Consider the following 22,104-nt stretch of genomic DNA (forward strand, 5'->3'; position numbering starts at 1 on the left):
TTGCCATTCTCAATCCGGATCGTTGAACTGCATGTTCTGCGCCATGGCGATGGCCGCGCGGCGATCGTTTTCGCCGGCGAGAGAAAACGCCTGCTCCTGAAGGTTCTGGATCCAGGTACAGTCGGCCACCGTGCACTTGTCGAGCGCCGCCGTCATGAAGGCCAGCCCCTGCGTCGTCTGGCCTTCCTGGAAGATCAGGTTGCCGAAAATCGACATGGCGCCGGCATGGCCGTGCTTGCGGGCCTGGTTGAGCCACTTCTTGGCCTGCTGCACATCGGCGCGGCCACCCTCGCCCGCGAGGATCATCTCCGCCAGCCGGAACTGCGCTTCAGCCACGCCAAAGGTGGAAGCCACCTGGAAATAAAGCTGGCGGGCCTGCGAAAGGTCCATTTTCACGGGGCTGCCGGGAATGCCGTGACGGTAATAATCGGCAAGGGAAAGAAGGGCGTTGACGAAGAAGCCGGTATCTTCCGAACCCGGTTCCACACCCTGGCTGGCGATTTCGCTGTAGATCTTGAAAGCTTCCAGATCGTTCTTGGCGACGCCGTCGCCATAGGCATACATATTGGCAAGCGCCCAGCGCGAGCCGGTATGGCCCTTTTCCGCCGCATAACGATAGGCCTCGACGGCTTCGTCCTTGTTGCCGTTCTTGTAGGCCTTGAAGCCAAACTTGAACAGGTCGAAGGGGCCGGATTCCTTGGTCACGCCCGCATTAATGTCAAAAGCCAGCACCGGCATTGCGAGCGACGCAAGCAACATGCCCATGAGGAGCGGCTTTAAAACGTTGGCTTCACATTTCAGCATTTCGGCGAACTTCTCTCACTCTTCCCGGCATATAGCCAATACTTGCGGAATACTGCAAAGCCGAACCCCGCCGGGTCGCGATTTTTCGAACACACTGCGTCTTTCCGGCAGCACTTTTCAGCGCACCACCGGTGGTCTTATGCGGCGATTGCCCTAATTTTCCAGTGAGACAGATATAGGCATAATTTCCGGCAACATAACGGCATTCCGTTATCTGCCGGCCAGCGCCAGACAAGAAAGCCGGGCGATATTCCCGCATTACTTGCTTAAACGCTGAATCCAAACCCGTTTTCACTTTCTGCAACTCCGCAGGCCCACATCAAACGCCTGCATGTTCTTCCATTCCCGCGCTCTTAAACATAAGCCAAGCACTCTGTTTGTGGCGGGAAATGGACAAATATGCCCACATTCCAACGCGACCACACGCTTGCAGAAAAGTGTTGCCAAATCGTCACAAAACTTTCGGGTTGGAAATTTTTATCGAGCAGGAATCATAGTCGCGCATGAAAAAAGGCCCGGTTGGTAAACCGGACCTTTATTTTAGCATCAACGAAAGGATGAGGTCAGAACTTGACCTTCACGCCCGTGGAGATCGCCGCAACGACATCGCTGCCGAAGCTATAGCCAGCCTCATCGCCGCACGTCGCGGTGCCGATGTTGCTGCAGCGTCCGCCGCCGATCGAGGATTCACCTGAGGTCAACAGGCCGACAGCACCAGCAATCTTGAACTCGACATTCGGAGTAGGCGAATAGACGACCTGGGTACCGATCATCCAGGTATCGGTCTGTGTGCCGATAACCGTCGAGGTGCCACGATCCCAGGTCAGGCTGACGGCACCGCTCCACTGGTCATTGAACTTGTGGCCGATACCGCCGGTAACCGTCCAGCCGTCACGATAATAAAGATCGAGCGAGGTGAGCGAAGTTACGCCCGCTATACAGGAGGAAACACCGACCTGGCAGAAGGGCACGACCTGAATCTGGCTCCAGTCCGTCCACTTGACCGAACCGAAAGCAAGCCAGTTCGGCGCGATACCGGACTGCAGCTTGAATTCGAGGCTATCAGGCATGGAAACCGAGCCATAGACCGGCGTGACTTTACCGCCATAAGCGACGAGGGCCGGGCTGCCGGCTGCCGGAAGGCTTCTGAGGTCGACCGTTCCGTTCAGATCGTGATCGACGGAACTGTTGTAGACAAGGCTGGTGCGGAAAGCGATTTCCGGGATTTCATAGGCGACACCCGCACGCCATCCCCAGCCGTCGCCTTCCATATCCAGCTTGCCGACGCCGGAATAAACGGACGGATAGGCCGGACCGAGCGCTGTCGGCGAAACGACCTGACGGTATTTATAACCGCTGATTTCCTGATAGAAGCCACCGCCGATGATCGAGAAATCACCCTTGCCGAGATCGAACTTCACCCGGCAGGTCGTCGCGTAATTGTGCGACTTGACCTTTGTCTCGATATTGTAGCTCGATCCCTGCCAGATGCCGGGGTTAAGGTCCGCCCCCCATGGCTGTGAGTAATCGAACATGCAGTCACCGAAATCGCCAATCGCGGCCTTCGCGCCAACACGTGTCGACCAGTAGTTTTCGGAATCATCGGCGGTGGTAGACCAGGATGCGGGCAGCGGACCACCGCTCTTAACCGGATTGTCCCGCGCATTCTCCACCTTGCGCTGCGGTGCGACGAAGGTTGCAGAACTATCGAGAACATAATCGGACGGATCGAACAGCAGGTCGATATTGTAACCGCCACGCTCAAGGCCGCCGGCCAGTGAGGGCGTTACCGCCGCGATGCTGACTGCGAAACATACCGCGCCGCGAAAAATTGCAGTTTTTGCCATCTCTCTCCCCAATCAAGGCAATGTGATCATCAAAAGAGTGAAGTGCTTCGCGGCAAATGACAATCTGCCGCACCCTGGCACAGTTCTGCGGCACTTCTCCATTTTTTACGTAAGAATTCTATGCGGATGCCCTTAAATAGTCATTTTAGGTTATTTTTCTAATCCATATGGGCAGACCCGTCACGAAACGAAACAAATGCCTAAGGCAGACGGGAATTGTCGCCAAATAACCACAGTGAAAAGTTTCCCAAAAAACACTCTTATCGGGCCGTTTTTATTGGGTTTTTTCGACGTTCCACGGTCATTTTCACCGTCTCGTCCTTGAAATACCCTTGCTGAGCAGCCACAGCGATTCGACGCTGCAGCGCAACATTCCGGAACTGACAAAACACAAAAGCGCCCCGTTGGTACGGAGCGCTTTCGTTTATTCTGGTCATGGATGATTGCGCGGATTAACCGGCTTCGCTGACCCTCGAGAGAGCCGTTCTCAGACTTGCCAGCTGAACGTCCAGCTCAGCCTTGCGCTCGCGCTCGGCAGCCACGACTTCCGGATCGGCATTGGCGACGAACTTCTCGTTTGACAGCTTCTTGTCGATGCGTTCCATTTCCGCATCCACCTTGCCGATCGCCTTTTCGAGCCGGGCCTGTTCGGCCGCAAGATCGACGAGATTGCCGAGCGGCAGGCAGACCGTCGCCTCACCAACGATGATCTGCGCGGAACCCTTCGGCGCAACATCGCCGCCACGAATTTCATCCGCACGCGCTAAGCGCCGGATGGCGGCGGCGTGGCGGTCAAGCCGCGCTTCGGTGGAGGTGTTGGCGCCAACGACGACCAGCGAGGCGGTGGCGCCCGGCGGCACGTTCATCTCGGCGCGCGCGGAGCGGATGCCGGAGACGAGATCGATCAGCCAGTTGATTTCGGCCGCCGCCGCATCGTCGCGGAATTCCGGCTCCGGCCAGTCGGTGAGGCAAAGCAGATCATCCCGCTCTTCTCCCTCGCCGGCCGTATGCGCCCACAGCTCTTCGGTCATGAAGGGCATGAAGGGATGCAGGAGCTTGTAGATCTCCTCCAGAACATAGGCCGCGCAGGCCTGGGATTCCCGCTTCGCCTCTTCATCTTCGCCGCTGAAGACGGGCTTCAGCAGTTCCAGATACCAGTCGCAGAACTGGTTCCAGACGAAACGATAGAGGATGCCGGAGGCATCGTTGAAACGGAAATTCTCAAGCGCCGCCGTCACGTCGCGCGCCGTATTGGCAAGCTCGGTCAGAATCCAGCGATTGATGGTCAGCGACGCGGTTTCGGCCAGGAAATGCGGATCGCGCTTAACGCCGTTCATCTCGGCAAAACGCGTGGCGTTCCAGAGCTTGGTGCCGAAGTTGCGGTAACCGGCGATACGCGCCGGATCGAGCTTCACGTCACGCCCCTGCGCCGCCATGATGGCGAGCGTGAAACGCAGCGCATCCGCACCATATTCGTCGATCAGCTCCAGCGGATCGATCACGTTGCCCTTGGACTTCGACATCTTCTGGCCGTTCTTGTCGCGAACCAGCGCATGGATGTAGACCGTGCTGAAGGGTTCGACCGGATTGCCCGCATCGTCCTTCATGAAATGCAGACCCATCTGCATCATCCGCACCACCCAGAACGGGATGATGTCGAAGCCGGTGACCAGCACATTGGTCGGATAATAACGCGCCAGTTCCGGCGTCTGCTCGGGCCAGCCGAGTGTCGAGAAAGGCCAGAGCGCCGACGAGAACCAGGTGTCGAGCACGTCTTCATCGCGCGTCAGGATTTCGCCTGGCGCGAAGTTCTCAAGCTTCTCTTCAACCCAGGCCTTCCACGGGCCTTCATGGGCGATATAGTGCTGGATGGCCGCCTGCAGCGCCTCTTCCTCGGTCTTTTCAACGAAGACCTGCCCGTCCGGGCCGTACCATGCCGGAATCTGGTGTCCCCACCACAATTGCCGTGAGATGCACCAGGGCTGGATGTTTTCCATCCACTGGAAGTAAGTGTTTTCCCAGTTCTTCGGCACGAAATTGGTGCGGCCTTCGCGCACCGAGGCGATTGCCGGCTGCGCGAGCGTCTTGTTGTCCACCCACCACTGGTCGGTCAGGCGCGGCTCGATCGGCACGCCGCCGCGGTCGCCATGCGGGACCACATGCTTGTGCGGCTCGATCTTGTCGAGCAGACCGGCTTCCTCGAAGATTTCGACGATGATCTTGCGGGCGGTAAAGCGGTCCTGCCCTTCCAGACGATCCCAGGCGCCATGCAGGGCTGCGGGATGGCTGAGGCCCTCGAGGAAATCCTCGTTGTCCTTGATGAAGATCGTACCATCGATGTTCATGACGTTGATCGCGCGCAGGCCGCAACGCTTGCCGACTTCGAAATCGTTGAAGTCATGCGCAGGCGTGATCTTCACCGCGCCCGTACCGGCCGTCGGATCGGCATAATCATCGGCAACGATCGGGATTTTGCGGCCGACGATCGGCAGGATGACGTGCTTGCCGACGATGCCCTTGTAACGCTCGTCCTCCGGGTTCACCGCAACGCCGGTATCACCGAGCATGGTTTCCGGACGCGTGGTGGCGACGACGATGTAATCGCGTGTTTCGAATTCGGTGGGCGTGCCGTCGGCGTCAAACGCGACGGGGTATTCATAGGTCACGCCCTTTTCCAGCGGATAGCGGAAGTGCCAGAGGTTGCCCTTGACCTCGATCTGTTCGACTTCCATATCGGAAATCGCAGTCTGCAGCTTCGGGTCCCAGTTGACGAGGCGCTTGGCCTTGTAGATCAGGTTCTGCTTGTAGAGCGTGACGAAGACTTCGAGGACGGCCTCGGAGAGACCTTCATCCATGGTGAAGCGCTCACGCGACCAGTCGCAGGAGGCGCCGAGACGTTTCAGCTGGTTGAAGATCAGGCCGCCGGACTCGGCTTTCCATTCCCAGACCTTCTCCACGAAGGCCTCGCGGCCCATCTCACGGCGGCCCGGCAGCTGGTTCTCCATCAGCTTGCGCTCGACGACCATCTGCGTGGCGATGCCGGCATGGTCCATGCCCGGCTGCCACAGCACGTCCTTGCCGCGCATGCGCTCGAAGCGGACCAATATATCCTGCAACGTGTTGTTGAGCGCGTGGCCCATATGCAGGGAGCCGGTCACATTCGGCGGCGGGATGACGATGGTGAAGGTTTCCGCGCCCGGCTTGGCGTTGGCGCCGGCACGAAAAGCGTTCGCCTCGTCCCAGGCTTTGGCGATCTTCGGTTCGACGGATGCGGAATCGTAGGTCTTTTCGAGCATTTCCTGACCTGAATTTTAGAGTTCTTGTGTGGATTTTTTAAATAAGGATGGATGGGGGAGAGTCAACAGAAACCAACCCGGGTGCCAACCATTGCGTGGACCCACGGATGACTATGCCCCGATAACACCTTCATCTTCAACAAAAAAGCCGCTCCCATGCCGGAGCGGCTCCTGTTTCATCGCATCGGCAGCGATTACAGCCTGCGGACGGGCCGGCCTTAGCGGCGCGAGCCGCGCGCTACACGCTCGATTTCCTCACGCACGAGGCGCTCCACCAGCGTCGGAAGATTGTCTTCCAGCCAGTCCTGCAGCATCGGGCGCAGCATATCGGCAGCCATATCCTCGATCGAACGCCGTTCGACGCCGTCGAAAACCTCCGCCAGCTCGCTGAAGGATCGGGCGATCTGCGCACCGGCGGCGGCGGAAAGGAGATTGAGCGACAGGCCGTCCGCAATGTGCGCAGTTTCTTTCACGTCTGTCTCACCCGGCGCTTCCGGCTCCCGCAGATCGAAGATCGACTTTTCAGCGACAGGTTCGAGCGCGATGTCGAACCGTTCCGCCGTCACCGTCGTATCGATGGCACCGCGCAGCGAAAGCTGCTCGAAACGGCTCTCGGCCAACGGCGCATTTTCGATGGCAGCAGCAGCGGCACGATCCTCGGCGGCGAAGGATGCCGGTTGCTCAACCGCGCTTGTGGCAGCCACGGCGGCCATCAGCGGACGAATATCCGTCGGGCGCTGCGGCGCGGCGCGTTCAGGCGACGGCACTGCCGAAGGTTGCGAAACATTCGATACGGCGGAAGCCGGTGCAGCGGTCTCGGCCGCGCGCTGTTGCGCCTGTGCGGCGAAGGCCTGCGGCCCCATGGCGGCGTTGCGGTCTGCGGCGGCGCGCACACGGGCAGCGACATCGGCAAGCGACATGGTCTTTTCGGCCTGGCTTTCCTGCCGTTCAACCAACGGCGCGTCAAATGCCGGTGAAAAATCCGGCATCGGGCGCGCGGCATAGGCCTGGTTTGCGGCGGGGGGAACGCGCGCCGGCGGGCTCACTGGCTCCGCGGCGAACGCAGCTTCGCCGGAAGCCTCGTCCTCATCGTCATAGACCGGCGGCAACTGCCCGGAAAACGCACCGGCAGGTCCAGGCTCGTTGCTTTCGATGATCCGGCGTATCGACGCCAGAATCTCTTCCATGGACGGTTCACGCGCGACACTTGGCTGAGCCATATCAATCCCCGGTTTCTACTCTTAAGCACGCTTGCCGCATCCCCTTTGGGATACCGGACACGGCGCTTTACACCTGTTCAATCTATACATCGCGCCCATGACAACCAAAGCAGATCGCCGTGCCGATGCTCTGAAACAGTTCGGTCAAAACCGCCGGGCGTTTTTGCCGTCCCTGTTGCAGGGTCATGCGGGGCAGAAATACGCACACCCCGAATCACACCTAGTCTAGGGCAGCACAGTTAGGAACTAAATCACTGATTCGACAAGTTTCGCGGTGATGCACAGCTTTGTGAAAACCGCCGGTGATCACGCATTTTACCAAGACACCGGCCACAAAAAAGCCGAGGTGAAAAATCCACCCCGGCCCTCAAAAAAAACGATCGCGTAGGGATCAGAAAACGAACTCGGCCGCCTTGGCAAAACCCGGTACAGGCTTGACCGAGGCGTTGAAAAAGCTCGCAGCAGACGTGCTGTTGCCATCACGGCGATAGACCGTGGCCTTGGCGGCATTGCCATATCCGACAACGACGACAAGACGTCCGCCGTCGCGCAACTGGTCGGTCAGCGCCGCCGGCACTTCCTCGACCGAACCATTGATGAAAATCAGATCATAGGGCGCTTCACCCGCATAACCCTTGGCGAGATCGCCGGTCACGACAGCGACATTGTCATAACCGAGCGAAGCGAGCGTCTCGGTCGCCTGTGCGGCCAGCGCTTCGTCGCTTTCAAGCGAGACCACCGAACCTGCAAGCTGGGACAGGATGGCAGCCGCATAACCGGAGCCACCACCGACTTCCAGCACCACATCGTCCTTGGAGACGGCAGCGAGCTGCAAAAGCTTGGCCAGCGGCGATGCCTTCATGACATAACGGGCCGGGCGACCGTCAAGCGCCGGACAGATCTGCAGATCCTCATCCGCATAGGCAATCTGCCGCACACCCGCCGGCACGAATGCCTCGCGCGGCACGCTCAAAAACGCCTTCAGCACGGAATGCGACGTCACGTCGGTCGTGCGCAACTGGCTGTCGACCATATTGGCGCGTGCGGTTTCGAAATCCATCATGTCCTTATCGCCTCAATTTCAAGGATAGGGGCTGGAAACCAGCCCGAAGTCGGAAGATGCAGCCGACCGTTAAAACAATCTCATAATTGCCAGAAGCCGCGCTTTCAAGCGCGCTCATTGGCTGCGCTCCCAAAAAGCACTGGAGGGTGATGCAAATTTCTCGCGATTGCCAGGAAAATACGTCGTCAGGAGGCGGGAATATCCGGCATGATCCACCAGAAAAGCTGAACGAGATCGCTCCACAGCCGTGCCATATCCTCGATCATCTCGATCGTCGTCACATAGGCATAGATCGCCAGAATAGTAACGACACCGAGAAGCAGCCATGGCCACAGCCTTCGCTTCTTGTTGCCCGCGTCGTCCCGCTGATCCTGATCCACGCTCTCCTCCTGCATTCTGGCCGAAAACGGCGCGCGTCCGCATCATCTACGAGCGCAGATATTATATAATGCCGATGGTGAGAGAAATTTGGAGGCCTCGCCCGGAATTGAACCGGGGTACAAGGATTTGCAGTCCTCTGCGTCACCACTCCGCCACGAGGCCTCACACGCTCTTTTATTCAAGCGATGGCGGGCATTTAGAACGAATCCATTTTGGGCGCAAGAGGCTTCGTTCTGAATGTGGTGTTTTTTCGAACCGTAAGAGCGTAACGGATGAGCCCATCCCCTAAGCGCTTAAGATTACGTTGTTTTTTGTATCTTCCTCATATTTCAGAAGAAACAATGCCCGCATAGCGCGCGTTTGCGGCAATGCGGGCATGACGTATTCCCTTGGGGTGATCGATCAGATTCGCCCGATCAGCACCAGGATCAAGACGATGACCAGAACCAGTCCGAGGCCGCCCGACGGGCCATAACCGTAATTATGATACCCCCAGCTCGGCAGCGCGCCGATCAGGAACAGGATGAGCAGGATGACGAGGATGGTGCCGAGCATGTGTAACCCTCCACTGTTGGCATGTGTCTGTCTGCTTTAATGATGCAACCTGAGAAAAGTTCCCTTGCACTCCCCTCGCCGCGGCCTGTCCTGCGCAATGCATTCCAGCCGTTTCAAAGGGTTAAGCGATCATCGCACATGGTATGGCGGATCAAACTCCCGCCGCCCGCCGCATGATATAATTTGCCGGATAAGAATATTCGCTGTCGGGTGTCGTGGTCTTCCCGGATTTCGGTGCAGGCACCCGGCTGCCGGCTTACCGGGCCATGGCAGCGAATTATTCGAGGTGATTTCTCGGCCTATGTCGATTGGCCGTTGTCCGTCATAGTAAAAAAAGTCCCCCGTACCCTGAAACCGGCGGGAGACGGAGAGATCTGGCATTACTGGCAGTGCGCCGGATCTCTCCCGCCCCTCCCAAATCCTCTGGCACCTCCTAAATCCTCTGGCCCCTCCTAAATCCTCTGGGCAGTCACACGGATATTTTACCGGTGGTGCCATGCGCTCCCCTTGCCTTGCCGGTTTCACTCCGGCTAGACCCCGGACCGGGAGGAAGAAACGAGAATCATATGTCCGGTTTTGCGAACCTCATCCCGCTTTTCATCTTCGGCCTCCTGGTCTACGCTTTCTTCCGCTGGGTCGCGCGCGACATTCAGAATCCGAAAGGCAAATAGCCGGGACGCATTATGCCCGATATTCTTGCCCGCCGGGAACCGCAGCGCCTCCATATCGTTTTTATAGACGCACTTCGGAGGACAGGATGAAAACGCTCCTATCATCGGCCGCTATCACGCTTTCACTGGCACTTTCTGGATGCACGACCGCCGGGCCGGGTACCTATTCCGGACCTGCGCCCTATGTCGAACCCATCCCCGGCAGTATCATCTACAGGGGCCAGCCGCGCACCAAGCTGACGAAATCGCCGATCGGCAGCACCTTCACCCATGATTTCCGCATCGATGGCAGTACCAGGGCGGTAGAGACCTATCGCATCGCGCCTGACCGTTCGCTGGAACTCATCGACCGGCGCATCATTCGCGAATGGCTGTTCGGGCGCGACGACTGACCGCACCGCAACGGCGAGAAACGGGCCGGGAGCTGGATTGCGCATCCTGGCCGCTTGGTTTAGAGCCGGGCGCAACAACCAATATGGATAGGCGATGAACACGCGCTGGCAAAAACCCGTCCTGATCGCGTTTGAAACGCCGGGCGACTACACAAGCATCGAGACCACGCAGGCGGCATCCTGGGCCCTGATCGAGGATTGGCCGATAGAAGACGGCGATGCGCTGGACAAGGCCCTGCTGGTCTGCGCCGCCGTCGACGCCGGCAGGAAAAAACCGGAGGATGCGCGCAAGGCCTTCATCGCCGCCGCCATCGAGGCCGGTCTCGACATCAAGGCCTGATGACATCGGATCATTTGTCCGGGAAATGCGCCCTGCGGCGCGAAAACGTCAAGACAACGGGTTCGAAGGGTAAAAACAGATGGAAGCGTCCGCAAACATGAAAAAAGCCCTGTTCATTTTCCTCCTCTCCTGCCTCGCCATCGGGCTTGTTGGCCATCTGGTAGTCGCCTTCGTCGTTAACGGCTAAAGCACCAATATCCCCTTGGTCCGAGAACTGAGAGGCACGCGCTAGAATTTTCCGAATTTTACGTTTCTGTTATGGAACCGCGATAAACTCTCTTCGTTCTCTTTTCGCTCACCATGAGGAGGATTGAAATGCGTGACGGATTGAACGGTTTTCTCGAAATTTCGATGCTCGGCTTCGTGATCGCAAGCTGCTTTTTCATGGTCAATCCGCCGATCTGACCAGCCTCAAAAAACCATAAGTTCCACAGGTCCGGCGTCTCAAATGCCGGCGAGAAGAAAATACGGCCTTTTGGGCCGCATTTCTTTTTCAATCAAATCTGGCTCAAGCGGAAAGCTTGGCGGCCAGCTTGGCGACATGTGCGCCTTGATAACGCGCGGCTTCCAGCTCGATTGCGGAAGGCTGGCGCGAGCCGTCACCATCGGTGATGGTGGAAGCGCCATAGGGCGAGCCGCCCTTGATTTCATCGACACCCATCTGTCCCTGAAAGGCATAGGGCAGACCAACAACGGCCATGCCGTGATGCAGGAAGGTGGGAATGAAACCGAGAATGGTCGATTCCTGACCGCCGTGCTGCGTGGCGGACGAGGTAAAGGCCGAACCGACCTTGCCCACCAGCTTGCCGCTGAACCACAGGCCGCCGGTCTGGTCCCAGAAATTGCGCATCTGCGAAGCGACCGTGCCGAAACGTGTGCCGGCGCCGACGATGATGGCATCGTATTCGGCCAGTTCGTCCACCGTCGCCACCGGTGCCGGCTGATCCATCTTGAAGTGCGAGGACTTGGCGACCTCTTCCGGAACCAGTTCGGGAACGCGCTTGACCACGGCTTCCGCGCCGGTGGACTTCACGCCTTCGGCAACCGCATAGGCCATTGTCTCGATATGGCCGTAAGAGGAGTAATAAAGTACCAGAACCTTCGTCATTCTCTTCGTTTCCTTTGCTGGAACTGTTTCCGGCGTACCGGCCAGAAGCTTCTACAAAAACTCGATGATCATCGGTGTTGACCCGTCAACTCAATTTGAAGGCAACGTATCTGACAGACCCCGATACCGCCAGCCGGGGATTGCATACGCACTGTTCACCATGAGTGAACGGAAAACCGGAACGTCAACCATTTACAAAAAGACATTTTGCCAAAACCGCTTTGCATTCCCCGGGCGCAGGGCTAACGTCTGACGAAACAGATGACGAGTGCACCCATGTCCAATCCCTCCTCCACCTCCTCCGTCGTGACTGCCGCCATGCTCGCCATCGGCGACGAACTGCTGTCCGGCCGCACCAAGGACAAGAATATCGGGCACCTCGCCGATGTGCTCACCATGTCGGGGATCGACCTCAAGGAAGTGCGCATCGTCGCCGACGAGGAAGAATCGATCGTCGAGGCGCTGAACGCGCTACGCAGCCGTTATGATTATGTCTTTACCTCGGGCGGCATCGGTCCGACGCACGACGATATCACCGCGGATGCGGTCTCTGCGGCATTCGGCCTGCCCTGCGAACACGATGCCGAGGCGCTACGCCTCCTGGGCGACATGTATCGAGCCCGCGAGATGGAATTCACCGAGGCGAGGAAGCGCATGGCGCGTATGCCGAAAGGTGCCGCCCATATCGCCAACCCCGTTTCCGTCGCTCCCGGCTTCGTCATCGGCAATGTCTATGTCATGGCCGGCGTGCCGCAGGTTTTTCAGGCCATGCTCGACAATGTCATGCCGACCCTGCGCACCGGCGCGAAGGTCATGTCGCAGGCGGTGCGCTCGCCCTACGGCGAAGGCGATATCGGCACGCCGCTGACGGCCATCCAGAAGGCGCATCCCGAAACCAGCATCGGCTCCTATCCGAAATATGACGGGCAGCGTTTTTCAACCGAAATCGTTGTGCGCGCCCGCGACGCCGGCGTGCTGAAGGCGGCAGCCGAGGCGGTGGCGGCCATGATCGAAGCGATCGGCCAGGAGAAGCAGCTGGCCGCAAGCAAGGGCGATGCAACCGCCTGAGACAGAAGTTTCAAAGGCACGGAGTTGACCAAAATCAAGGTGGCCATCGACAAAAACGGCCATTCTCCGCACAGCAACCAGATGTCACCGAGGAGAGAGAAATGGGTTACAAAACGATACTGGCAGTGGTCGACAATGTTTCGAACACGCAGAAGCTCGGCGAATTCGTGGTGAGCCTTGCCGACCAGTTTTCCTCGCATGTGATCGGCCTGCATATGGAAACGCTCGCCGCCGTTCCGCTCGTCGCGCCGATGGAAATTCCCGATCCCGCCACCGTGCAGGCGCTGCAGGACGTGGCGCACAAGGAAACCACCGATGTCGGCACGCTCTTCGAGCGCACGCTTTCGGCCAACGGCATCTCGCATGAATGGCGCAGTTTCGTCACCTCGGTCGGTTACGCTTCCGCCTCCGCCATTGACAGCGCCCGCTGCGCCGATCTCGTCGTCGCGCGCCAGAGCAGCTCATCGGCATTGTCCGACAGTCGCTCGGATATTGACGGTTTTCTTTATGAAAGCGGCCGCCCCGTTCTTCTCGTGCCGCATGTGTTGACCGTCGCCAAACCGATCAAGCGCGTCCTGATCGCCTGGAATGGCTCCCGCGAGGCGACCCGCGCCACCTTCGACGCCCTGCCCTTCCTGAAGGCGGCCGACAGCGTCGAGATTTTCTCCGTCGACCAGTCCGAAAGCGAAACGCAGTCTGCGGGCCTTGCCGGCGCGGAACTCGCCGCCACGCTTGCCCGCCACGGCGTGAATGTCACGGTCACCTCGCAGGAAAAGATCGCCGGGCTTTCGCCGCAGGCCGCCATCGAGAACCGCCTGTCCGACAACAGCATCGACCTTCTGGTCATGGGTGCCTATGGCCACTCCCGCTGGTGGGAACTGCTGTTCGGCGGCGTGACGCGCACGCTGCTCGATTCCATGACGGCTATGACGTTGCTGTCGCGTTGAAAACGCGCATAGCGCCCTCGGCATCCCACCTGGACCGGGCGATTGCCGCTTGTTTCTTCTCCCCGCCGGGGAGAAGTCCGCGGCAGCGGGATGAGGGGGCAAGCTCTCCGCATATCTCTACCGTTGCCCCCTCATCCGACCCTTCGGGCCACCTTCTCCCCGGCGGGGAGAAGAAACAAGCGGCAATCTCTCCCCCTGCCCTTACGCGGAACGCTTGCCTTTTTGCCGGTCTTGCGGCTATTAGCCAAAGCCATCGACAATTTTGACCAGATGGTAGACGACATGTCCCTTCCCGATAAAGCCTTTCCCGTCTCCTGGGACCAGTTCCACCGTGATGCCCGTGCGCTTGCCTGGCGTCTTGCCGGCCTCGACAAAGAGTTCCGGGCGATCGTCTGTATTACCCGCGGCGGCCTCGTTCCGGCGGCGATCATTTCCCGCGAACTGAACATCCGCATGATCGACACGGTCTGCATCGCCACGCGTCACGACTATGTCAACCAGGGCGACACGGTTCTTTTGAAGGGCGTGGCCCCGGAACTGATGACCGATGCCGGCGAAGGCGTGCTTGTCGTTGACGACCTGACCGATACTGGCAAAACCGCGCTGGAAGTGCGCGAGATGCTGCCGCGCGCACATTTCGCCTGTGTTTACGCCAAGCCGAAGGGCGTGCCGACGATTGACACTTTTGTCACCGAGGTCAGCCAGGACACCTGGATTTATTTTCCCTGGGACATGGGCTTTACCTATCAGGAGCCGATCGCCAAGGGATCGCGCGGCTGATTGCCTGTCTCCGCTGCTATCCGCTCTTAAAAGCCGCCCCGTCGAGGGCGGTTTTTTGTGGGGAAACGTCTTTTTTGAAAGCTGCGGAAAACACGGAAAAACCGCAGTGTCGCCATTATGCCTCACCCCGGAAATGCGGGGTTTTGCCTTTCCGTTGCGGAAACCAGCCTCACGCAAGCTTCAAATTTTCCCGCCAAGTCACTGATTTTTCTAATTGCTTTTCCTATCCCCGTTTTCCACAGGCACTCCACACAATATCTTGTGGTTAAAAATGCGTTCCAATCTATGTCTTGACGAATCTATGTCACGAGAGGAAAGTGACACTTATGTTGCGGCGGCAACGGACCGGAAAGTAACGAGGCCGGTTCTTCTCCATATTCAGCGCGCAGATCCAGAGCGGCGTCCCGACCATGAGGGGGCGGTTCGCCGGTGGCTTTTCTGTGCCTATGGAGCCGCCGGAAACATAAAGCGGGGACTGGCAGCAAGAATGTGTTAACACTATATATAGTAGGCTTGCAGCCATCTTAAACACGAGATACAGGGATCGCATCCAAGGATGAACATCCCTTACAGATCGGCAACAACCGGCTGCGCGCACAGTTCGCACGGCTGGAACGGATTTTTGCGCCCTTTGCCGGGCGCCCAATAGACGAGGACACGAAACCATGCGCATCGAACGCCGCTTCACGAAGCCCGGCCAATCGTCTTATGCGGAAATCGAATTCCGCAAGGCCGTCAGTGAAATCAAGAACCCGGATGGTTCAATCGTGTTCCGTCTGGCGGATATCGACGTTCCCGCGCAGTTCAGCCAGGTTGCGACTGACGTTCTGGCGCAGAAATACTTCCGCAAGGCCGGTGTGCCGAAGCTGCTGAAGAAGGTTGAGGAAAACGACGTTCCTTCCTTCCTGTGGCGTTCGGTTGCCGATGAAAAGGCCTTGAAAGACCTGCCCGAGGGTGAACGTTATGGCTCCGAAACCGATGCGCGCCAGGTTTTCGACCGTCTGGCCGGCACATGGGCCTATTGGGGCTGGAAGGGCAAATATTTCTCAACCGAAGAAGATGCGTCCGCCTTCAAGGATGAGCTTGCCTATATGCTGGCGACCCAGCGCGTTGCGCCGAACAGCCCGCAATGGTTCAACACCGGCCTGCACTGGGCCTATGGCATCGATGGCCCGGGCCAGGGCCACTTCTATGTCGACCCCTTCACCGGCAAGCTGACCAAGTCCAAATCCTCTTACGAACACCCGCAGCCGCATGCCTGCTTCATCCAGTCCGTGGAAGACGATCTGGTCAACGAAGGCGGCATCATGGACCTGTGGGTGCGTGAAGCGCGCCTGTTCAAATATGGCTCCGGCACCGGCTCCAACTTCTCCTATCTCCGCGGCGAAGGCGAAAAGCTCTCCGGCGGCGGCAAGTCCTCCGGCCTGATGAGCTTCCTCAAGATCGGTGACCGCGCAGCCGGCGCCATCAAGTCCGGCGGCACGACCCGCCGTGCGGCCAAGATGGTCGTCGTTGATGCCGACCATCCCGATATCGAAGCCTATATCGACTGGAAGGTGAACGAGGAGCAGAAGGTTGCCGCTCTCGTCACCGGCTCCAAGATCGTCGCCAAGCACCTCAAGGCCATCATGAAGGCCTGCGTCAATTGCGAGGCTGACAATGGCGATTGTTTCGACCCGGCCAAGAACCCTGCCCTGAAGCGCGAAATCCGCGCTGCCAAGAAGGACATGGTGCCGGAAAACTACGTCAAGCGCGTCATCCAATTCGCGCAGCAGGGTTACAAGGACATCCAGTTCAAGACCTACGACACGGACTGGGATTCGGAAGCCTACCTCACGGTTTCAGGCCAGAACTCCAACAACTCCGTCTCGCTGAAGGATGACTTCCTGCGCGCTGTCGAGAACGACGGCGACTGGAACCTCACCGCCCGCAAGGACGGCAAGGTCATGAAGACGCTGAAGGCCCGCGATCTCTGGGAAAAGATTTCCCACGCCGCCTGGGCATCGGCCGATCCGGGCCTGCACTTCAACACGACGATGAACGACTGGCACACCTCGCCGGCCGCCGGCTCCATCCGCGCGTCGAACCCGTGCTCGGAATATATGTTCCTCGACGACACGGCCTGCAACCTTGCCTCACTGAACCTGCTGCAGTTCAAGGATGCCAAGACAAAGCGCATCGACATCGCCGATTACGAACATGCCGTTCGCCTGTGGACCGTCGTTCTCGAAGTCTCGGTCATGATGGCGCAGTTCCCGTCGCGCCAGATTGCCGAACGTTCCTACGAATACCGCACGCTCGGCCTCGGTTACGCCAATATCGGCGGCCTCTTGATGTCGTCTGGCATTCCCTATGACAGCGACGAAGGCCGCGCTATTGCAGGTGCCCTGACCGCCATCATGACCGGCGTTTCCTACGCCACCTCGGCTGAAATGGCCGGCGAGCTTGGCCCCTTCCCGGGCTTTGCGCCGAACCGCGACAGCATGCTGCGCGTCATCCGCAACCACCGCCGCGCCGCCCATGGCCTGTCGGATGGTTATGAGGGGCTGTCGGTCAACCCGGTCGCGCTCATCCATGCCGATTGCGCGGATCAGGACCTCATTGCCCATGCGACAGCCGCCTGGGACAAGGCGCTGGAACTTGGCGAAAAGCACGGCTACCGCAACGCCCAGACCACCGTTATCGCGCCAACAGGCACGATCGGCCTCGTGATGGATTGCGACACAACCGGTATCGAGCCCGACTTCGCGCTGGTGAAGTTCAAGAAGCTCGCCGGTGGCGGTTACTTCAAGATCATCAACCGCGCCGTGCCGGAATCGCTACGTTCACTCGGTTATTCCGAAAGCCAGATCGCCGAAATCGAGGCCTATGCCGTTGGCCACGGCAATCTCAACCAGGCGCCTGCCGTCAACGCCTCGACGCTGCGCGCCAAGGGCTTCACCGATGAGAAGATCGAAGCCGTCAATGGCGCGCTGAAAAGCGCCTTCGACATCAAGTTCGTCTTCAACCAGTGGACGCTCGGCGCTGACTTCCTCAAGGGCACGCTGAAAGTTTCCGACGAGCAGCTTTCCGACATGAGCTTCAACCTGCTGGAGCATCTGGGCTTCAGCAAGAAGGACATTGAAGCTGCCAACGTGCACGTCTGCGGCGCGATGACGCTGGAAGGCGCACCGTTCCTCAAGAACGAGCATCTGCCGGTGTTCGATTGCGCCAACCCCTGCGGCAAGATCGGCAAGCGTTACCTCTCGGTCGAATCGCATATCCGCATGATGGCGGCGGCACAGCCCTTCATATCAGGCGCGATCTCCAAGACGATCAACATGCCTAACGATGCAACAGTGGAAGATTGCGGCGCCGCCTACATGCTCTCCTGGAAGCTGGCGCTGAAGGCCAACGCCCTTTACCGCGATGGTTCCAAGCTTTCCCAGCCGCTCAACGCCTCGCTGGTGGAAGATGAGGACGACGAAGACTTCGTCGAGGAACTGATTCAGCAGCCGCTCGCCCAGCAGGCCGTGACGATCACCGAGAAGATCGTCGAACGCGTCATCGAGCGTGTATCGCGCGAGCGTGAAAAGCTGCCGAACCGCCGTCAGGGTTACACCCAGAAGGCAACCGTCGGCGGTCACAAGGTCTATCTGCGCACCGGCGAATTCGGTGATGGCCGCATCGGCGAAATCTTCATCGACATGCACAAGGAAGGCGCCGCCTTCCGTGCGATGATGAACAACTTCGCCATCGCCATTTCGCTCGGCCTGCAATATGGCGTGCCGCTGGAAGAATATGTGGAGGCCTTCACCTTCACCAAGTTCGAACCGGCCGGCATGGTGCAGGGCAACGACGCGATCAAAAACGCAACCTCGATCCTCGACTACGTGTTCCGCGAACTCGCCGTCTCCTATCTCGGCCGCCATGATCTCGCCCATGTCGATACGTCCGACTTCTCCAACACGGCGCTCGGCAAGGGTATCCAGGAAGGCAAGACCAACCTGCTCTCCACCGGCTGGACACGCGGTTACAAGCCGACGCTGGTTTCCAGCAACGAAGGTGACCGCGCCGCTTCCGAGCCCAAGGGTTCGGCAACGGCAGCCCCTGCCCGCGGCTCCGCCAACGTCACCTCCTTTGCCGGCTCCGCCGCCCGCAAGCTGGAACCGACAGTCGCGATCTCCACATCGGAAATCGTCTCCTTCAAGCGCGATTATGAAGAGCGTGCCAAGGAACTGGCGGTAGAGATCGCAGAAGAAGTGATCGACGAGGTGGTTCAGGAAGCCCAGCAGACCGCCACCGCCCTCTTCTCCGACAAAGCCGCCGCCGACGCGGCATCGGCCAAGGCGGAAGCCAAGAAGAAGGAAAACGAACGCCGCATGCGCTCGATCGCTCAAGGGTATACCGGCAACATGTGCTCGGAATGCCAGAACTTCACGATGGTGCGCAACGGCACTTGCGAGAAGTGCGATACTTGCGGTGCGACGAGCGGTTGCTCTTGATAAAAATGCAACCTCTCGGAATCATTCCAGATGAGAGACTTCAATACATGCCGCGGGAGATAATTCCGCGGCATGAGTACTGTTTTTGGCTCCACGACGAAATTACCCGGTTATTGGTTGAGGCAACTCAATCTGGGCACGTTGAGTTCTGGCACGACCTTTTAGAAGATGCACTAAGGAAAAATGGTAAAAGTGCAAGTGACGAATCGATATGGACTAAAGTAGCGGAAGCTGGAGGAATAGTATCGACTCCAATAAAGCTAGATATACTGTTGGGGCTGATTGCTGACACAATGCATTTCATTTACGAAGCGCTTACGGCCTTCGAAAAAAGAAAATTTAACGTCGCGTACGCCCTTCTTCGAAAACCGCTCACCGAAAACTTGATCATTATCTCGAAGCTAATACAGAACGATGATGCGTTAATAAAATCTTTCGCGGATGGTTCACTTCAAACAAAACAGGTAATGCAAATAGATCCAAAAGATTGCGTATCCTTGTTTGATGACGTCATCAAAGAACTATATTTGCAGGATTTCGCAACGGGCGATTTAATATATAAAATTGTCTTTGATAAAAAAACACCCAATGGATTACAGCTGAATATGCAGAAATCCATGCACCTTATCACCACCCGTCACCCAGCTCTAGCGACACCAAAATTTGGTCTAAATAGAATTTTTTATTACGAACATGGAGATGATAAATATAGTGTTTACAATACTTTGCCCATACTGCTTTTTTTCATTCTTCAACTATCCCTGAAAGGGTTCTAAAAATACTTTCCAATACATGAAATTACTGTCAATGAAATTTTGATTAGATCGGTTGGACTGTTCGGAAATCTCTATGAAGGCCGTTTAGATTCTTTATCTCGATCACTCAATAAACAGATAAATTTTCTATTTAAATGCGAATGGTGCGACCAAAGTGACGTGAAAATAAGAAAAAAATACGCTCCTTTATTTTACTTGAAAGATCAGGTGCATTGCAATAATTGCGAGCGATTGAGTCACACGCCGTTCACATATCTTCTGCGATCAGGGTCGTTGAATCTATTCGTTGAGGAGTCAGGGAAATTACCATCAGAATACGCAAAGCTCATTCCTGATGGCGTTGAAGCCTCGACCTAATGAGGTTGAAGAGGCGAGTTTCGGCACGCCCCGATCCATCACCCTATAAAATCAAACAGCAACTTCACATTCAGCACCGCGATCACCACCGCAATCAGCCACGCAAGAGCCGAGAGCCATAACGGTGCTTTCAGCTCGCCCATCTTGGCCTTGTCGGAGGTGAACATCACAAGCGGGAAGACGGCAAAGGAAAGTTGCAGGCTGAGCACAACCTGCGTCAGGATCAGCAGTTCGCCCGTGCCGCTGTCGCCATAAAAGATGGTGACGCCAGCGGCAGGAACGATGGCGATGGCGCGGGTGATGAGGCGGCGCAGCCATGGGGCAAGCCGCATCTTGAGGAAACCTTCCATCACGATCTGGCCGGCGAGCGTTGCCGTGACGGTGGAATTGATGCCGCAGCATAAAAGCGCCACGCCGAACAGCGTCGGCGCTATGGCAAGGCCGAGCAGCGGCGCAAGCAGACTATGCGCTTCCCCGAGTTCGGCGACATTGGTCTGCCCCGTCTTGTTGAAGGTCGCCGCCGCGAGAATGAGGATCGAGGCGTTGATGAGCAAAGCGAACATCAGCGCGATGGTGGAATCGAGCGTCGCGAATTTCAATGCCTCACGCTTTTCGGGTAGCGTCTCGCCGATTTCGCGGGTCTGCACGATGCCCGAATGCAGATAGAGATTATGCGGCATGACAGTCGCACCCAGAATGCCGAGCGCCAGATAAAGCATGTCCGGATTGGTGACAATCTCCGTCGTCGGCGCAAAACCGAGGATCACCTGCCCCCAGTCAGGGTCGGCCAGCGCCACCTGAATGGCGAAACACACGGCGATGACGCCGAGCAGCGTGATGACCAGCGCCTCCACCCAACGAAAACCGAGCCTCTGCAGATAAAGGATCAGGAACACATCGAGCGCGGTGATGAGGACGCCGATTTCCAGCGGAATGCCGAAAATCAGGTTGAGACCGATCGCAGTACCAATGACCTCGGCGATATCTGTCGCGATGATGGCGATTTCCGCCAGCAGCCACAAAACCATGGCCACGGGTTTCGGATAGGCATCGCGACAGGCCTGGGCGAGATCCCGCCCGGAACCAATCGCAAGACGCGCGCAGAGCGACTGCAGCACAATCGCCATGATGTTGGAAACCAGCGCAACTGTCAGCAGCGTGTAGCCGAATTTGGAGCCGCCGGCGAGCGAGGTCGCCCAGTTCCCGGGATCCATATAACCGACCGCAACAAGATAGCCGGGGCCAAAAAAGGCCATCGCCCGGCGAAACGTGCTGGCATCCGGTTTGATGCGGATCGAACTGTGAACGTCAGACAGCGAGAGATCATCGCCGTTCCGTCGCCATCCAAAAACTGGCTTGTCCATCTTCTGAGCTTTCATGGAAATCAAATTAATGCAATTGCAAATCATTCTCATAAAGAACAGGAACTGGCAAGCGGAGTTTCGCGGAAGACTGCCGGTTCTCCCCCCCCCTCCCGTCATTCTAACCCCAAGCCGGAGACCAGTCGGCCGAGGGGCCTGGAGGTGAAAATGGCTCCTCCCGCCACGCCAAAGCGTACTGCCGGAACTGCGGCTCAAGGCCTGCATGACGGAAATCGGAGTCAGACGTCTAGCGGCGCGTGCAGAATCACTACGCACGGACCAGTGGAGAATGGGAGCTATCGAAAGCCGGGGCTTCCACCCCTCACGGCCTTGTCATCACCGCTGCCCGGCCATTTCGGAACAGCTGCGAACCCGCCCGCGTTGAATGATCAGGACACAATTCAATAACCGAGGAAGTTCATGCGACACGGCCATAAATTCAGCCTGGCGAACCATCCGAGCCGATGGCCCAGATATATCATGGCGCACCGAAGGCCGCGCGACTGGCTGATGACGATCAGCGGCATCGTCCTGCTGTTCATCGTCGCCGCGGCGGTGGCCATGGGTTACCTGGTCACCAGCCATCCCGGCAAGCCGGAGCCGAACCCCGGCATCGTGGAGGAACAGGCTGCGGAAAACGGCGGGTAAGCGCAA

Annotated in this window: 18 protein-coding genes and 1 tRNA gene; 8 read left to right on the top strand and 11 right to left on the bottom strand. The window is 57.9% G+C overall.

Annotated features, from left to right (window positions below):
• Positions 1-9 precede the first annotated feature (9 nt).
• From exoR to NYR50_RS06745, 9 genes are all read right to left on the bottom strand, one after another.
• Positions 10-804: an exopolysaccharide production regulator ExoR gene (gene exoR, locus NYR50_RS06705; protein ID WP_006314377.1), complete on the bottom strand. Its 795-nt coding sequence runs from the start codon at positions 802-804 to the stop codon at positions 10-12.
• Positions 791-1,099 carry a hypothetical protein gene (locus NYR50_RS06710; protein ID WP_230057775.1) on the bottom strand — a complete coding sequence of 103 codons (309 nt, stop codon included), beginning with the start codon at positions 1,097-1,099 and terminating at the stop codon, positions 791-793. Before NYR50_RS06710 ends, exoR begins: the two co-directional genes overlap by 14 nt.
• A gap of 268 nt (positions 1,100-1,367) precedes the next feature.
• Complete coding sequence (locus NYR50_RS06715) at positions 1,368-2,651, bottom strand: outer membrane protein transport protein (protein ID WP_418137168.1); 1,284 nt, start codon at positions 2,649-2,651, stop codon at positions 1,368-1,370.
• A gap of 452 nt (positions 2,652-3,103) precedes the next feature.
• Positions 3,104-5,947: a valine--tRNA ligase gene (locus NYR50_RS06720; protein WP_418137169.1), complete on the bottom strand. Its 2,844-nt coding sequence runs from the start codon at positions 5,945-5,947 to the stop codon at positions 3,104-3,106.
• A 218-nt stretch (positions 5,948-6,165) separates the two neighbouring features.
• On the bottom strand, positions 6,166-7,167 hold the full coding sequence (gene popZ / locus NYR50_RS06725; protein ID WP_418137170.1) for a cell division protein PopZ: 1,002 nt from the start codon (positions 7,165-7,167) through the stop codon (positions 6,166-6,168).
• A gap of 391 nt (positions 7,168-7,558) precedes the next feature.
• Positions 7,559-8,230 carry a protein-L-isoaspartate O-methyltransferase family protein gene (locus tag NYR50_RS06730; protein WP_006314372.1) on the bottom strand — a complete coding sequence of 224 codons (672 nt, stop codon included), beginning with the start codon at positions 8,228-8,230 and terminating at the stop codon, positions 7,559-7,561.
• Positions 8,231-8,415: 185 nt separating this feature from the next.
• A complete protein-coding gene (locus NYR50_RS06735; RefSeq protein WP_162991794.1) occupies positions 8,416-8,625 on the bottom strand; it encodes a hypothetical protein in 210 nt (69 codons plus the stop codon).
• 74 nt (positions 8,626-8,699) lie between these two features.
• Positions 8,700-8,773: transfer RNA gene (locus NYR50_RS06740), tRNA-Cys, on the bottom strand.
• Between the two features lie 240 nt (positions 8,774-9,013).
• Positions 9,014-9,166, bottom strand: coding sequence for a DUF3309 family protein (locus tag NYR50_RS06745; protein WP_080824959.1), 153 nt, complete (start codon positions 9,164-9,166; stop codon positions 9,014-9,016).
• Positions 9,167-9,923: 757 nt separating this feature from the next.
• On the opposite strand from NYR50_RS06745, the gene NYR50_RS06750 reads away from it, so the two are divergent.
• On the top strand, positions 9,924-10,229 hold the full coding sequence (locus tag NYR50_RS06750; protein WP_010971825.1) for a hypothetical protein: 306 nt from the start codon (positions 9,924-9,926) through the stop codon (positions 10,227-10,229).
• A 94-nt stretch (positions 10,230-10,323) separates the two neighbouring features.
• Positions 10,324-10,569, top strand: a complete 246-nt coding sequence (locus NYR50_RS06755) for a DUF982 domain-containing protein (RefSeq protein WP_174008642.1) — start codon at positions 10,324-10,326, stop codon at positions 10,567-10,569.
• A 508-nt stretch (positions 10,570-11,077) separates the two neighbouring features.
• Here the strand turns inward: NYR50_RS06755 and wrbA are convergent.
• Complete coding sequence (wrbA, locus tag NYR50_RS06760) at positions 11,078-11,677, bottom strand: NAD(P)H:quinone oxidoreductase type IV (protein ID WP_418137171.1); 600 nt, start codon at positions 11,675-11,677, stop codon at positions 11,078-11,080.
• A gap of 276 nt (positions 11,678-11,953) precedes the next feature.
• Here wrbA and NYR50_RS06765 point away from each other — a divergent pair, with 276 nt between their 5' ends.
• From NYR50_RS06765 to NYR50_RS06785, 5 genes are all read left to right on the top strand, one after another.
• The gene (locus tag NYR50_RS06765) at positions 11,954-12,745 is read left to right on the top strand and encodes a competence/damage-inducible protein A (protein ID WP_174009115.1); all 792 of its coding nucleotides are present in this window, start codon (positions 11,954-11,956) and stop codon (positions 12,743-12,745) included.
• Positions 12,746-12,846: 101 nt separating this feature from the next.
• Complete coding sequence (locus NYR50_RS06770) at positions 12,847-13,692, top strand: universal stress protein (protein WP_080808530.1); 846 nt, start codon at positions 12,847-12,849, stop codon at positions 13,690-13,692.
• Positions 13,693-13,974: 282 nt separating this feature from the next.
• Positions 13,975-14,472, top strand: a complete 498-nt coding sequence (gpt, locus tag NYR50_RS06775; RefSeq protein ID WP_418137172.1) for a xanthine phosphoribosyltransferase — start codon at positions 13,975-13,977, stop codon at positions 14,470-14,472.
• A gap of 665 nt (positions 14,473-15,137) precedes the next feature.
• Positions 15,138-18,956, top strand: coding sequence for a vitamin B12-dependent ribonucleotide reductase (locus NYR50_RS06780; RefSeq protein ID WP_418137173.1), 3,819 nt, complete (start codon positions 15,138-15,140; stop codon positions 18,954-18,956).
• A 47-nt stretch (positions 18,957-19,003) separates the two neighbouring features.
• A complete protein-coding gene (locus NYR50_RS06785; RefSeq protein WP_418137174.1) occupies positions 19,004-19,732 on the top strand; it encodes a hypothetical protein in 729 nt (242 codons plus the stop codon).
• A gap of 395 nt (positions 19,733-20,127) precedes the next feature.
• Here NYR50_RS06785 and NYR50_RS06790 read toward each other — a convergent pair whose 3' ends face one another.
• Positions 20,128-21,453: an Nramp family divalent metal transporter gene (locus NYR50_RS06790; protein ID WP_418137175.1), complete on the bottom strand. Its 1,326-nt coding sequence runs from the start codon at positions 21,451-21,453 to the stop codon at positions 20,128-20,130.
• Between the two features lie 417 nt (positions 21,454-21,870).
• On the opposite strand from NYR50_RS06790, the gene NYR50_RS06795 reads away from it, so the two are divergent.
• A complete protein-coding gene (locus tag NYR50_RS06795) occupies positions 21,871-22,098 on the top strand; it encodes a hypothetical protein (RefSeq protein ID WP_006314358.1) in 228 nt (75 codons plus the stop codon).
• Positions 22,099-22,104: the final 6 nt, after the last annotated feature.

The sequence above is a fragment of the Agrobacterium sp. El2ro-1b genome, assembly GCF_048298475.1.
In the GTDB taxonomy this organism is placed as follows: Bacteria; Pseudomonadota; Alphaproteobacteria; order Rhizobiales; family Rhizobiaceae; genus Agrobacterium; species Agrobacterium fabrum.